16 protein-coding genes are annotated in these 13,089 nt (G+C 69.9%); 9 read left to right on the top strand and 7 right to left on the bottom strand.

Annotation, left to right across the window (positions count from 1 at the left end):
• The first annotated feature begins 31 nt into the window (after positions 1 to 31).
• On the top strand, positions 32 to 862 hold the full coding sequence (locus HOW07_RS19665; RefSeq protein ID WP_217485253.1) for a MaoC family dehydratase N-terminal domain-containing protein: 831 nt from the start codon (positions 32 to 34) through the stop codon (positions 860 to 862).
• Positions 863 to 1,039: 177 nt separating this feature from the next.
• Here HOW07_RS19665 and HOW07_RS11010 read toward each other — a convergent pair whose 3' ends face one another.
• The 3 genes from HOW07_RS11010 to HOW07_RS11020 all read right to left on the bottom strand — a co-directional run bounded on the left by HOW07_RS11010 (position 1,040) and on the right by HOW07_RS11020 (position 3,417).
• Positions 1,040 to 1,984, bottom strand: coding sequence for a PDR/VanB family oxidoreductase (locus tag HOW07_RS11010; protein ID WP_175116975.1), 945 nt, complete (start codon positions 1,982 to 1,984; stop codon positions 1,040 to 1,042).
• Positions 1,985 to 2,107: 123 nt separating this feature from the next.
• Positions 2,108 to 2,734 carry an MSMEG_1061 family FMN-dependent PPOX-type flavoprotein gene (locus HOW07_RS11015; RefSeq protein WP_175116977.1) on the bottom strand — a complete coding sequence of 209 codons (627 nt, stop codon included), beginning with the start codon at positions 2,732 to 2,734 and terminating at the stop codon, positions 2,108 to 2,110.
• 125 nt (positions 2,735 to 2,859) lie between these two features.
• Positions 2,860 to 3,417, bottom strand: coding sequence for a TetR/AcrR family transcriptional regulator (locus HOW07_RS11020; protein WP_175116979.1), 558 nt, complete (start codon positions 3,415 to 3,417; stop codon positions 2,860 to 2,862).
• Positions 3,418 to 3,590: 173 nt separating this feature from the next.
• On the opposite strand from HOW07_RS11020, the gene HOW07_RS11025 reads away from it, so the two are divergent.
• Positions 3,591 to 4,595, top strand: a complete 1,005-nt coding sequence (locus HOW07_RS11025; protein WP_175116981.1) for an SDR family NAD(P)-dependent oxidoreductase — start codon at positions 3,591 to 3,593, stop codon at positions 4,593 to 4,595.
• Between the two features lie 258 nt (positions 4,596 to 4,853).
• On the opposite strand, the gene HOW07_RS11030 is transcribed toward HOW07_RS11025, so the two are convergent.
• Positions 4,854 to 6,050, bottom strand: coding sequence for an ROK family transcriptional regulator (locus HOW07_RS11030; protein WP_175116983.1), 1,197 nt, complete (start codon positions 6,048 to 6,050; stop codon positions 4,854 to 4,856).
• A gap of 117 nt (positions 6,051 to 6,167) precedes the next feature.
• Between HOW07_RS11030 and HOW07_RS11035 the strand changes: the two genes are divergently transcribed.
• The 5 genes from HOW07_RS11035 (at position 6,168) to HOW07_RS11055 (ending at position 11,243) form a co-directional block, all read left to right on the top strand.
• On the top strand, positions 6,168 to 7,304 hold the full coding sequence (locus tag HOW07_RS11035; protein WP_071261738.1) for a Gfo/Idh/MocA family protein: 1,137 nt from the start codon (positions 6,168 to 6,170) through the stop codon (positions 7,302 to 7,304).
• The gene (locus HOW07_RS11040) at positions 7,301 to 8,047 is read left to right on the top strand and encodes a ThuA domain-containing protein (RefSeq protein ID WP_175116985.1); all 747 of its coding nucleotides are present in this window, start codon (positions 7,301 to 7,303) and stop codon (positions 8,045 to 8,047) included. The genes HOW07_RS11035 and HOW07_RS11040 overlap by 4 nt, the downstream gene beginning before the upstream one ends.
• 144 nt (positions 8,048 to 8,191) lie before the next feature.
• Positions 8,192 to 9,229 (top strand): glutaminase A, encoded by a 1,038-nt coding sequence (glsA, locus tag HOW07_RS11045; RefSeq protein WP_175116986.1) that lies wholly within the window; start codon positions 8,192 to 8,194, stop codon positions 9,227 to 9,229.
• Entirely contained in the window at positions 9,226 to 10,860 is a 1,635-nt protein-coding gene (locus HOW07_RS11050; RefSeq protein WP_254628278.1) for an MFS transporter, read from the top strand. Before glsA ends, HOW07_RS11050 begins: the two co-directional genes overlap by 4 nt.
• A 116-nt stretch (positions 10,861 to 10,976) precedes the next feature.
• On the top strand, positions 10,977 to 11,243 hold the full coding sequence (locus tag HOW07_RS11055; RefSeq protein ID WP_175116988.1) for a Rho termination factor N-terminal domain-containing protein: 267 nt from the start codon (positions 10,977 to 10,979) through the stop codon (positions 11,241 to 11,243).
• Between the two features lie 22 nt (positions 11,244 to 11,265).
• Here the strand turns inward: HOW07_RS11055 and HOW07_RS11060 are convergent, their stop codons facing one another.
• Positions 11,266 to 11,589, bottom strand: coding sequence for a hypothetical protein (locus HOW07_RS11060; protein ID WP_121291336.1), 324 nt, complete (start codon positions 11,587 to 11,589; stop codon positions 11,266 to 11,268).
• A 256-nt stretch (positions 11,590 to 11,845) separates the two neighbouring features.
• Between HOW07_RS11060 and HOW07_RS11065 the strand changes: the two genes are divergently transcribed.
• Both HOW07_RS11065 and HOW07_RS11070 read left to right on the top strand, forming a co-directional pair.
• Positions 11,846 to 12,127 carry a hypothetical protein gene (locus HOW07_RS11065; protein WP_064297054.1) on the top strand — a complete coding sequence of 94 codons (282 nt, stop codon included), beginning with the start codon at positions 11,846 to 11,848 and terminating at the stop codon, positions 12,125 to 12,127.
• 60 nt (positions 12,128 to 12,187) lie between these two features.
• Positions 12,188 to 12,343 (top strand): hypothetical protein, encoded by a 156-nt coding sequence (locus HOW07_RS11070; protein ID WP_175116989.1) that lies wholly within the window; start codon positions 12,188 to 12,190, stop codon positions 12,341 to 12,343.
• A 66-nt stretch (positions 12,344 to 12,409) separates the two neighbouring features.
• Here the strand turns inward: HOW07_RS11070 and HOW07_RS11075 are convergent, their stop codons facing one another.
• Positions 12,410 to 12,619, bottom strand: coding sequence for a hypothetical protein (locus HOW07_RS11075; protein WP_121291689.1), 210 nt, complete (start codon positions 12,617 to 12,619; stop codon positions 12,410 to 12,412).
• A 58-nt stretch (positions 12,620 to 12,677) separates the two neighbouring features.
• Complete coding sequence (locus HOW07_RS11080; RefSeq protein WP_064297056.1) at positions 12,678 to 12,983, bottom strand: hypothetical protein; 306 nt, start codon at positions 12,981 to 12,983, stop codon at positions 12,678 to 12,680.
• Between the last annotated feature and the right edge of the window lie 106 nt (positions 12,984 to 13,089).

A 13,089-nucleotide genomic window follows, 5' to 3' on the forward strand; every position in this document is an offset into this window, starting at 1 on the left:
GCGGTCCGACGGGGTGATCTGAGTGGGAGTCGTGGAGCGGACGGAGCAGCTCGATCTCCGTCCCGCCTCCTGGTATCGCAGCACCTTCGCGACCGCGGCACCGGAACCGGTCCTCGGCGAGGAGCTCCCCGCCGGCTGGGAGGGCGTCCACTTCCCGTTCGAGACGCCGTTCGCGCAGCTCCGCGAGGACGGCTCACCCGCGGAGGACGGCGTGCTGCCGATCATCGACCTGCCGCGCCGCATGTACGCGGGGGAGGACACCGAGTTCTTGGCGCCGCTCCGCTACGGCGACATGGTGATGCAGCGTACGAGCCTCGGTTCGCTCGTCCAGAAGCAGGGGCGGGCCGGCCGTCTGGTCTTCGCCGACCTCGTGCGTGAGTACCTCGTCGACGGCGAGGTCGCCGTCCGCAGCACCTGGCACGATGTGTTCCTCGAGGCGCAGCCCGCGGTGCCCTCCCCGCGGACGGCGGTGCCCGAGGTGGCCGCCGAGGACGTCGATCCCGACGCCGGAGCCGACTGGACCGTGACCCGGTCGCTCGACTCCCGCCAACTGTTCCGTTTCTCGGCCGTGACGGGCAACACCCACCGCATCCACTACGACCGCCAGTGGGCGCGTGAGGTCGAGGGGCTTGACGACCTCCTCGTGCATGGTCCGCTCACCCGCATCCTGGTGCTCGACGCCCTCACGGCGAACGCCGGTGGTCGTCGGCTCGCGTCGGTCCGGTTCCGGGCGAAGGCACCGGTGCTCGTCGACACGGCGTTCCGCATCGCGGGGACGGACGGCCCGGAGGGCACCTCGGTCGTCGTGCGTGCCGCCGACGGTACGGTCCTCGCCTCCGCCGACGCCACCTGGCGCCCCTGACCACCGGGGTGCGTGCCTCCGGTCACTGAGCCCTCTTCCATCGGTCACTGAGCCCTCTTCCATCGGTCACTGAGCTTGTCGAAGTGCCCACGGGGGACGACGCCCTTCGACAGGCTCAGGGACCGGGGATGCAGTTCAGGGACCGGGGTCGGGTGCTGAGAGGCCGGGCCGCGCCGCCTACGCGTCGATCACGAGCGTCGGCGTCAGCGACCTCGACACACACGGGTACATGATCATCGACGCGTCGTCGGTCGTCAGGGAGTCGCGATGCTCCGGCGTCCCGTCCACCACCTGCACGGCACAGGAGCCGCAGACGCCCCGCATGCACGATCCGGCGACACCGACCCGCGCGGCCTGCATCGCCTGCAACATCGTCTGCCCGGCGGGAACCTCGACGGTCCGCTCCGACCTCGCGCACTCGACGGTGAACGCCGTGTTCGGCAGGTAGGAGCGGGGCTTCGGCTCGAATCGCTCGAGGTGCAATCGGCAGCCCTCGGGCAGCGTCTCGGCCAGGCTCGTGAGGGTGTCGGTGAACCCGCGTGGCCCGCAGGCCGACACGTCGGTGCCCGGCTCGAGGCCCGCGAGGAGGCCGGCCAGGTCGAGACGGCCGCTCTCCGCGCTGACATGGATGCGCACGTGGTCGCCCAGAGCCTCGAGCTCCGGCGCGAACGCGACGTCCTCCCGGGTGCGCACCGCGTAGACCAGGGTCCAATCGGCGTCGCCCGCGGCCAACCGACGCGCCATCGAGAGCAGCGGCGTGATCCCGATGCCGGCCGCGAGCAGCAGGTGCCGCTTCGCGTCCGAGAGTGGGAACAGGTTCCTTGGTGGCCGGATGAACACCTTCCGACCGACCTTGAGGAAGTTGTGGATGTAGTGCGAGGCACCCCGCGAGTGCTCCTCCCGCAGGACGGCGATCCGGTACCGGAACTCGTCCGCAGGATCACCGCAGAGCGAGTACTGCCGTTCGTGGCGGGTGATGAGCTGCAGGTCGATGTGCGCTCCGGGGTCCCACGGCGGGAGCCGGCGGCCCTCCGGATCGGCGAGCACGACGCTGACGATCGTCGGTGTCTCGCGCACGATCTCCTGGACGATGAGCGGGGTCATGCCCGCGCGGTTGCGCATCAGAAATCCCTCGTGTCGATGGCATCGCCGGTCTGGAGATCCGGACCGGTCATGCCCGCGCGATTGCGCATCAGGAAACCCTGCTGCTTCCAGCCATCAGGGCAGGCCCGTTGCTTCCAGCCATCAGTACAGGCTCTGGTTCCCGACAGCGACCGCCTCGTCGATGGCGTCGCCGACCTCGGTGCTCAGGCCCGACATGCTCGCCCAGATCCTGCCCGCGCTCGGCACCTCGGCCGCGAGCTCCTGCATCTCGGCGTCCCACAGCCCGCCGCGGAGGAGCGCCCGCCCGCAGTGCAGGTAGACCTCCTCGGTGCGCACGACGATCGCGAGCTGCGGCGTCACGTGGTCCTGCTCGAGCATCGCCATGAGCGCCGGGTCGTCGGTGACGGTGGCCGTGCCGTTGACCCGGAGGGTCTCGCTCATGCCGGGGACGAAGCACAGCATGCCGATGTGGCCGTTCTGGACGATGTTCTGCAGGGAGTCGGCGAGCCGGTTGCCGAGGCGCTCCGGGATCACGAGCGTGCGGGTGTCGAGCGCCCGGACGAACCCCGGGTAGTCCCCGCGCGGGGAGTTGTCGCACCGGCCGTCGGCGTCGGACGTCGCGATGGTGCAGAACGGCGAGTGGGCGAGGAAGGCGAGGCAGTTCTCGTCGAGCTCGTCCATGATCTTGGCCGTCGCCGCGGGATCCGGTTCGCCGAGGGAGCGACGGATGGTGTCGACGTCGATCGACGCGAACGCGCTGGCCTGCATGGCGGACCCCTTCTCTGTCCCTCCGACCCTACGGTCGTCCCTCGCACGCCTCAATGGGCTGTCGGCACACGGTTCGCGGGTGTCCTGTGCCACCGACCCAGCCGCATCCATCATCCCGCCCCGGTTCATCGGCCGAACGAGCGGCGGAACATCGCCTTCGCGCGCGCCGCGGTGTCGGCTCGGTGGGAATCGGGGATGCGGGTGAGGGTCGCTCCCACCATCGAGATCGCCATGAGGATGTCGTCGGGCTCGACGTGGTCGGCGATGCGGTGCGCAGCCAGTTCCTTCGCATGCAGGGCGTGCGCGAGGCGATCGAGGCGCGTGCCGAGCGCGATCACGCGGGGGTCGTCGCCCTCGCCGAGGATCGCCTCGACGAAGGGCGAGGTGACGAGGGCCTGGTCGATCACGACGTCGAGCAGGCTGTCGAGGGTCGCATCGGGTCGCCCGGTGTGCTCCTCCAGCTCGCCGACGTTCTCGTCGAGCACCGCGAGGGCGAGGGAGAGTCGGTCGGGGAAGTGCCGGTACAGGCTGCCCTGTCCGACGCCGGCCCGCTTCGCGACCGCGCTGAGGGGAGCGCTGAAGCCGTCAGCGGCGAACACCTGACGCGCCGCGGCGACGAGCGCTCGGCGGTTCTCGGGGCCCGCGCTCGGGCCTCGGTTCGGCTTCGGGGGCGTGGACGACATCCCGGTAGCGTAACGCCGCGCGGCCGCTCCGGAGCACCCGACTGGGAGCCCGCCGTGAGGGCTGGTGGCCATGACCCGGACGGCGTAACGTATACCGGACAATGATGTCCGGTATGGATCCAGGCCCACACGGTCCCGCCGCTCATCGCCCTCCCGAGAACGAAGGAACCCCCATGAGCGCCCTCACCGCCAACACCCCGATCGCCGCGTGGCTCGCCGACCCCACCGGTGGACCGCTCATCCGCGGCCTCCTCACCCAGCTGGGCACCGAGGAATCGCAGCTCGCCCCGATCTCGGGCCTCCCACTTCAGCAGCTCGTCGCCCTGAGTCAGGGCAAGCTGCCCCAATCGCTCATCGACGACCTCGTGCTCGCCGCGAACGACGGCGTGGTACCTGTCGACGACGCGCCCCAGGGGTGGCAGGAGCGCATCACCGTGGGTCGGTTCGCCGGGAAGACCGTGATCGTCACCGGGGCCGCTTCCGGTATCGGCCGTGCCACGGCATCCCGCGTCGCGCGTGAGGGCGGCCGGGTCGTGGCCGTGGACCTCTTCGAGGACAAGCTCGCCGACCTCGCCTCGAGCCTGCTGGACGCCGACCTCGTCACGGTCGCCGGCGACATCACGAAGCAGGACGACATCGACGCGATCGTGGCTGCAGCGGGGGAGCGGATCGACGCGCTCGCCAACGTCGCCGGTATCAACGACGACTTCTCCCCGCTCCACGAGACCTCTGACGCGACCTGGGAGCGGGTGATGGGCGTGAACGTCACCGGTGCGTTCAAGCTGACACGCGCCGTCCTGCCGTCGATGGTCGCGGCCGGATCCGGCTCGGTCGTCAACATCGCGTCCGAGGCCGGGCTGCGCGGCAACGCCTCGGGGAACGCCTATACGACCTCGAAGCACGCGGTCGTCGGCATGACCAAGAGTGCCGCTTTCATGTACGGACCGCACGGCGTCCGGGTCAACGCCGTCGCTCCGGGCGGTGTCGCCACGGGGATCCCCTTCCCGCCGAACGTCTCCGAGGCCGGCTCGGCGCGGCTCGGACCGTTCCAGGCGGCGATCCCGACGATCGCGACCGCGGAGCAGCTCGCCGCGTCCATCACCTTCCTGCTGAGCGATGACGGCGTGAACGTCAACGGCGTCATCCTGCCGTCCGACGGTGGATGGTCGGTGCAGTAGCAGCCGTTGCACAGAACTTCAGCAATCGGTAAGAACCGCGATTCTTAACGGTCGTTCAGGGCGGGATGAACGTATTTCTGCTGCGAATCTTGAATCACACGGGCCCGCTCTGCGTCGCCCGTCCCCTGCGAACGCTCTGAACGAGTACGGCCGGAACGATCGTTCGCACTGCGGTGACACCGCTCACAGGGCCCCACCGATCTTGGCGGAAGGTGGGGCCCTGCGCCGTGTCCGGCCTGCGATGGGCGGCGCGCGGACTCAGCGCGGGATCGGAGCGGCGAAGCGCCACGGCTGGGAGCGGATCGTCGCGACCGCCCGCGTGATCGCGCCCAGGGCGACGACGTCCGCGCCGAGTCGCGAGGCCCGCACGATCGGCGTCGGCGCGTAGGTCCCCTCGTCGAGCCAGGTCTGAGCCGCGGCGATGACGGGCGAGGCGACGCGGGCCACGCCGCCGGCGACGACGACCTCGTCCACGTCGAGCAGGCTGCCGAACAGGACGCACACCCGCCCGAGGCGTTCCCCGAGACGTTCGACGAGTCTGCCGGCGTAGGCGTCGCCCGAGGCGGCGGCGTCGATGACGCGGCCGACGTCGAGGGCGTCGATCGGTGTCCGTGCGAGGGGAGACGACGCCGGCACCGCACCCGATCGCTGATCCTCCTCCAGCCACGACCGTGCCGCACCGTCCAGGCCCTCCGGTGAACCGACGCCCTCGACCATGCCGAGCACGCGGAGTTCGCCCGCGCCGCCCGCCCCGCCGTGCAGCAGCACACCGTCGACGATGAGTCCCGCCCCGAAACTCGCCTCGGCCAGGAGGACGGCGATGGACTCGCGCGCCACCTCCCCGAGGGCGCGCTCGGCCGTGGCCGCGAGGTTGGCGTCGTTCTCGAGCACGACGTCACCCCACGGGCCGAGGCGGCTCGCGAAGTCGGGGTTCATCCGGGCCCAGTAGTCGTGATCGCCGCGCGGGGAGCGGCCGTGCGCGTCCACCGGTGCCGGGACGCCGACGGCGGTCACGAGCACCTGCCCCGGCGTCGCGCCGGCCTGCGCGGTCGCCTCCTCGACGACGGTCCGTGCGGTCGCGAGGCGGAGGTCGGGGTCTTCGTCGCCGCCCACGATGGGGCGTTCGGCCCGGCCGACGACCTCACCACGGAGCGTCGCGACGAGTGCTGCGACCCGATGCTGCCCCACGTCGAGTCCGATCACGAAGGCGGTGTCCGCGGCGAGTTCGTAGCGCCGGGCCGGTCGTCCCCGTCGGTAGTCGCCGGCGGCCCGGGCGTCGTCGAGCTCACGGATCCAGCCGCGGTCGGCGAGGGAGTCGCAGGCGTTCAGTACGGTCGCGCGGGTCAGGCCGGTCCCATCCATGACGTCGCTCGCCGTGAACGCACCGTGGTCGAAGGCGTAGGCGGCGACGAGTTCGACGCTCGCCCTGCCCGTCTCGATCCCCGGTTCCGCCATGGGGTGACTGTAGCAGGGTTGCATTACTAGATATGGCCGCTATATTTAGTGGCGAAGGTCGACCACCGCCGGTCACGACAGTGCTCGGCTCCGCACCCCGAAAGGAACCGTCCGAGCATGAGCACCAGTACCGCCCCGACCACAACAGATGCATCGGACCTCCGGGTCGGCGTCATCGGCCTCGGCTTCGCCGGCACCACGCACCTGGACGCCTTCACCGCGCTCCCCGGTGCCACCGTCGTCGCCCTGTCCGGCCAGGAACCGGCGCGACTCGCCGAGCTGGCCGAGAGCCGCGGGGTCCCCGAGACCTACGCCGACTGGGAGGACCTCGTCGCCCGCGACGACCTCGACATCGTGTCGATCGGCGTGCCGAACGCCCTGCACCACCCGATCGCCGTGGCCGCGCTCCGCAGCGGCAAGCACGTCTTCTGCGAGAAGCCGCTCGCCACGACCGCCGACCTCGCCGCAGAGATGGTGGAAGCGGCGACCGCCGCCGACCGCGTCCTCGAGGTCGCCTACAACCACCGCCGCCGTGCCGACGTCGCCTACCTCGCGCGGTACCTCGCCGAGGAGCCGATCGGCCGTGTCTACCACTCGCGTGCCTCCTGGCTGCGTCGCCAGGGTGTGCCCGGTATCGACTCCTGGTTCACCAACAAGGCCGCGGCCGGCGGCGGGCCGCTCATCGACCTCGGGTCCCACGTCCTCGACATCGCGCTCTCGCTCCTCGGTGAGCCGCGGGTGACGCACGTGTCGGCCGTCGCGTACAACGAGTTGGGCCGCGCCGGCCGCGGCGGCTCCTCCGGCGGTGGTCCGGTCTCGAGCCGGTCCTCCCACGCCTTCGACGTCGAGGACTTCGCGTCCGCCCTCCTGCGGTTCGAAGACGGCGGCAGCCTGCACCTCGAGGCGTCGTGGGCCTCCTACTCGAAGGCGCACGAGGACATCTCTGTCGAACTGCTCGGCTCGGAGGGTGGCGTCCGCCTCCACGTCGACAACTACAACACCGAAGGAACGGTCACGATCTACCGTGACGTCGCCGGTGCGCCGACGATCGAACGACCCGCCGTGCAGGTCCCGGCCGGTCACCACCAGTCGGTCATCGCGGAGTTCCTCGACACCATCCGCGCGGGCGAGACCGCCGGCGGCGAACTCCGCTTCGCCGGTCACCACGGCGAGTACGCACTGCACCGCAGCCGCGTCATCGACGCCGCCTACGCCTCGGCCGCCGCCGGGCACGAACTGGAGGTCCCCGCATGAGCACCACGACACCGATCCGCATCCGGGTCTGGAACGAGTTCGTCCACGAGTCCCGCGGTGACGCGGTGGTGCTGGGGCACTACCCCGACGGCATCCATGCCGTGATCGCGGCGGGCCTCGAGGAGTCGCTCGGGGACGCCGTGTCCGTCTCGACCGCGACCCTCCAGGATCCCGAGCACGGTCTCACCGAGGAGGTCCTCGCGAACACCGACGTCCTCTTCTGGTGGGGGCACATCGCCCACGACCAGGTCTCCGACGAGGTCGTCGAGCGGGTCGTCCGACACGTCCACGCCGGCATGGGCATCGTCGTGCTGCACTCCGGTCACTACTCGCGGGTCTTCCAACGCCTCATGGGGACGAGCTGCGCGCTCAAGTGGCGCAACGACGGCGAGCGCGAACTCGTCTGGACGGTGCTCCCGGATCACCCGATCGCACAGGGTGTCCCGCACCCGATCGTCATCGACCGCCAGGAGATGTACGGGGAGCACTTCGACATCCCGCGTCCCGACGAGGAGGTGTTCCTCTCCACCTTCGCCGGCGGCGAGGTCTTCCGGTCCGGTGTCGCCTACCACCGCGGGCGCGGGCGGGTGTTCTACTTCTCACCCGGTGACCAGGAGTACCCGGTCTACCACCACCCCGACATCCGCCGCGTACTGGCCAACGCTGCCGAGTGGGCCCGTCCGACGATCGAGCGCACGCCGCCGACCGCGGACCAGCACCCACGGGACTGGTTCCTGCGCTAGGGCTGGATCGGGTGACACCGGGGGCTCCTGTCCGGTCCACTGCGACACCCGCAGGGGACCGGACAGGCACTTCCGGTGCGGGCGCCGTCGGGCCATGATGGGTTCCACGAGCGGGCTCGTCGCCGGCCCGAGGGGGCGGTGCACATGGAACTGGACACGCAGGACGTCGAACAACGGGTGTCCACCGGTGCGCTTCCGGGCTGGGACGCGGTCGAGGAGCACGTCGCGGCGGCTTACGAGCGGAGTCGTGGAGCGACCGGCGGTGTCGTCGCCGACTACATCCCCGAACTCGCCGCCGCAGATCCGGACCTCTTCGGGGTGTGCGTGGTCGAGACCGATGGTGCGGTGCATGCCGCAGGCGACGCCGCCGTCCCGTTCTCGATCCAATCGATATCCAAGGCGTTCGTCTATGCGCTCGTGTGCGACGCTCTCGGTCACGAGGTGGTGCGCGACCGCATCGGGGTGAACAACACGGGCCTGGCGTTCAACTCGGTCATCGCGATCGAGTTGAACGACGGACATCCGATGAACCCGATGGTCAACGCCGGAGCGATCGCGACCACCGCGCTCATGCCTGGCGGGTCGCCCGAGGCGCAGTGGCACGTCGTCCAGGACGGACTGTCCCGGTTCGCCGGTCGACCGCTCGAGCTGGACGAGGTCGTCTACGCCTCTGAGGCCGCCACGAACCATCGGAACCGAGCGATCGCGCGGCTGCTCGAGAGCTACGGACGGGTCGACGTCGATCCGTTGGCGGTCGTCGACGTGTACACCCGGCAGTGCGCCCTGCTCGTCACGGCCGAGGACCTCGCGGTGATGGGCGCGACCCTCGCCGACGGCGGCGTCAACCCCGTCACCGGGGAGCAGGTCGTGTCGCAGGAGGTGTGTCGGGACACGCTCGCCGTGCTCGCTTCCACCGGCCTGTACGAACGCTCGGGCGAGTGGCTGTTCGAGATCGGCTTACCGGGCAAGAGCGGCGTCGCCGGCGGTATCGTGACCGTCGCTCCGGGCAAGGGCGGGATCGGGGTCTTCTCGCCGAGGCTCGACCCGGCGGGGAACAGTGTCCGGGGACAGCGCGCCACCGCGTACCTGTCCCGCGCACTCGGCCTCAACATCTTCGCGTCCGCCGCGCATGACGCGCCGCCGGATGGATCGACCGACGGCGACCGGGGAGGGGCACGATGAGCGTAGGCCAGACCACATCGACGGTGGTGGAGCGGACGTCGTGGATCCCGATGGTCGGGTTGTTCCTGGCCCAGATCCTCATGTCCTTCAACGTCTCGGCGCTGCCGGTCTCGTTGGGTGGGATGGTCGCCGACTTCGGCGTTCCTCCGACGAGCGTGAGCACGGCCATCGTCACGTACGGGCTGGTCGTCGCCGCCCTCGTCATGGTCGGCGCCAAGCTCGGGCAGCGCATCGGGTGGATCATCATGTTCCGCATCGTGGTCGCCCTCTTCGCGGTGTCGGCGCTCCTCATGATCCTCGCGCAGACGGTCACCTGGGTCATCGTCGCGCAGGCGTTCGCCGGGGCGTCGGCGGCCATCATCGTGCCGTCCCTCGTGGCGCTCATCGCCGAGAACTATCGCGGCGCGCAGCAGGCGACCGCGATCGGATCGCTCGGCTCCGCGCGTGCACTCGCCGGTGTCAGCGCGTTCCTCGTCGGCGGAACGCTGGCGACCTTCGTCGGGTGGCGGCCGGTCTTCGGCATCGTGCTGGCGCTCGCGGTCGCCGTCTTCCTCTTCAGCTTCCGACTGCGGTCGGACGCCGGCGACCCCGAGGTGAAGATCGACCTCGTGGCGGCGGTGCTGATCGGCGGCGGCATCGTCGCTCTCACGCTCGGGTTCAACAACCTCAACGGGTGGGGACTGTTCCAAGCCGAAGCTGCGGCCCCGTTCGACGTCCTCGGGCTGTCTCCGGCGCCGCTCCTCATCGTGCTCGGCCTCGTGCTCGGGCAGGCGTTCCTCCTCTGGACGAGCCGCCGGACCGCCGTGGGCAGGGTTCCGCTCGTGAGCCTCGCCGTCCTCGGGTCAGTCAGGGAGCGTGCAGCCGTGTACGCGATGTTCATCGTCGTCTCGCTAGAGGCCGCCCTGAACTTCACCGTGCCGCTGTACATCCAGATCGTCCAGGGACGGACGGCGTTCGACACCTCGCTCGCGATGATGCCGTTCAACCTCACGGTCTTCGTCACGGCGACCCTTGTCGTCCGGCTGTATTCGCGGTTCCGGCCCCGTACGATCGGCATGGTCGGGTTCGGGCTCACCACCATCGCCCTGCTCTGGTTGGCGTTCGTCGTCACGAACGACTGGGAGACGCTGCCCACCATCCTCGGACTGTTCGTGTTCGGTGTCGGCCAGGGAGCGCTCGTGACCCTCGTCTTCAACGTCCTGGTGACGGCGTCGCCCAAGGAACTGGCGGGCGACGTCGGATCGATCCGCGGGACGACGCAGAACCTGGCCTCCGCCGTCGGTACCGCGGTCGCGGGTGCCCTCCTCGTGACGATCCTCGGGGTGAACGTCGGCGCCGCGGTCGCCGAGCGGGTCGAACTGCCGCCGGAGCTCGTCTCGCAGGTGGACCTCGACAGCGTCAACTTCGTCAGCAACGAGCAACTCCGGACCGCGCTCGAGGAGACGACCGACGCGACACCGGAGCAGGTCGACGCTGCCGTGGACGTCAACACGCAGGCACGGTTGTCAGCACTGAAGCTCGGCCTGCTCGCGATGGCGGCGGTCAGTGCGCTCGCCATCCTGCCCGCGAGTCGCCTCCCCGGATATCGGCCGCATGAGGTGCCGGACCCGTCGCCATCGAGGTCGCGCTAGCCACGCTGCTAGCGCGTGAAGGAGGAATCCACCACCCCGTGCGCGATGCCGGTGGCGACGAGACAGTGGAACGAGGGCGGCGGCAGTCGACCCGACCGACCATCGAAGGAGGAGCGATGCCTGAACGGCAGAACCCAGCGATCAAGGACCCCGAGCTCTACGAGAAGCTCCGCGACGAGGGCGCCTCGAAGGGGAAGGCGGCACGCATCTCGAACGCGGCGGCCAAGCAGGGACGTTCGGCGATCGGGGAGAAGGGCGGCGAGTCCGGGTCGTACGACGACTGGACCGTCGCGCGGCTCCGCGAGCGTGCGAAGGAGATCGGCCTCACCGGCTATTCCGACAAGCGCAAGAGCGAATTGATCGCGATGCTCCGCGACAGCTGAACAGGCGGCTCGGCCGCCGGAGTCACCGCTTCGGTGACCCGGCGGTCGCGTCGTCGCCGGTCGTCGCGTGGACGACGACCTCGCCGGTGTTCGCCTCGTGCATGAAACCTTCGAGCAGTGCGCGGTCCATCTCGCCGACCTCGTCGGAGTCGAAGGAGAACTGCAGGGCGATCGCCGGGTGCAGCCAGAGCGTCGTGCGTCCGTCGGTGGTGGAGTCCTGTCGCACCGTGAGCGCGAACGACTCGTTCCGTCGCAGCTTCATGAGTGCGATCGTCTTGACATGGGCGAGCATGCGGTCGTCGAGCCGCACGCGTGCATCCCCGGTGCCGTAGACCAGTTGTCCCATTGGGAACCTCGACTTCCAACCCCTGAGATGGTCGTCGACGTGGACAGCCGACACGGCGCGCATCGCGACGGGGTCCGGGTCGGTGAAGCGCTCTCTCAGGATACGAGACATTCTTGGCGCGCGCCCGATTATCCACGATGCGGTGCTCGATCGACGATGCGCACGCGCATTGTCCGCTGCCCGGGCCATCCGCGCAATGGCCCGGGCGCCCCCATCTCTGCGCGCTAGCGTGGCACACCTGAGAAAGGGGCTGACGATGGGATTCCTCCGCCTCGGTGCGCTCCGATCACAGGTCGACGATCAGACGCTCGCCCAACTGGAACGCGTGATCCTCACACGGATGCTCGGCGAGCGCTCGTTCCGGCTGCAACTCCATCGCGGGCGCTTCCAATCATCGGAACCGGTCACGGTCTCGCCCGAGCAGCCGATCGTCTTCGCGTTCGACGCCGAGTTCGAGCCGCCGATCGACGAACGCATGGCCGCCGAGATGCTCGAGGAGATCGAGATCACCGGCGGGTTGCACGTCGTCGTCGCCTGACCAGCGCCACCACCCGATACCAGCATCACCCAGACCACCACCACAGGAAGCAGGAGCGACATGAGCGACTTCACCGGAGCAGACGCATTGGGTACCGACCCGGACATGGTGGTCGGCACGCCGCCCACCGAGATCCCGGATGAGGACACCGAGGACGAGCCGGACGTGCTCGAGCAGCCGGACACGGCACCCCTCGACGACCCCCACGCTCGCTGAGCCGTCAGACGTGGAAGCGCCGCCGGCCCTCGGGTCGGCGGCGCTTCGTCGTGCAACAGGCGGGGTTCAGGCTCGGTCCGTCTGTTCGGTGTCCTCGGGGTCTGCGCCCGGGCGCACCGCCGCGTCGTCACGGATGTCGATGCGGGTGACGCCGTCGCCCTGATCGGTGACGTCGATGCGGGGCGCGGCGTCCTCCTCGGTGGCGTTCGGGGCCGTCGTCAGCTGGTCGTGTCGGTTCTCGTCGTGCGTGTGCGGAGTCTGGTCGCTGTCGGTCATGTCGAGACGATAGCGCACGGACCCGGCGTCCGGGCTCGGCCTCAGTGCTTGTGGAGCCTCAGACGCGCGGACCCGGTTCCGGGACGAGCACCAGGCCGTGGTTCGAGTCGGCGCTGACGGCGAGCGCGTCGAGCCATGCGCGGTTGAGTTCGACGGGGACGCTGCCCGCGTACTTGAATCGCAGCGACATCGCGGGGTGCAGCCAGATCGTCGTCCGGCCGTCGCCGGCCCGCGGGTCGTCCTTCCACCCGAAGTAGAACCCCTCACCGCGACGCAGTTTGGCGCCGATGACCTGCTGCAGGTGTGCGAGCACCCGGTCGTCGAACGTCACCGACACCTCGGCGTCGTAGATCATCTTGCCCATGGGTCCTCCTGCTCCGCTCTCGGCTTCCTACGGTAGGCCCGGCCCCCAGGAACCGCCACGATGCCCGAGGGGGTTGCGAACCGCCGCATGATCTCCGACCTGTCCG

It is taken from the genome of Plantibacter sp. MCCC 1A11337, assembly GCF_013349365.1.
Lineage (GTDB): Bacteria > Actinomycetota > Actinomycetes > Actinomycetales > Microbacteriaceae > Plantibacter > Plantibacter flavus_A.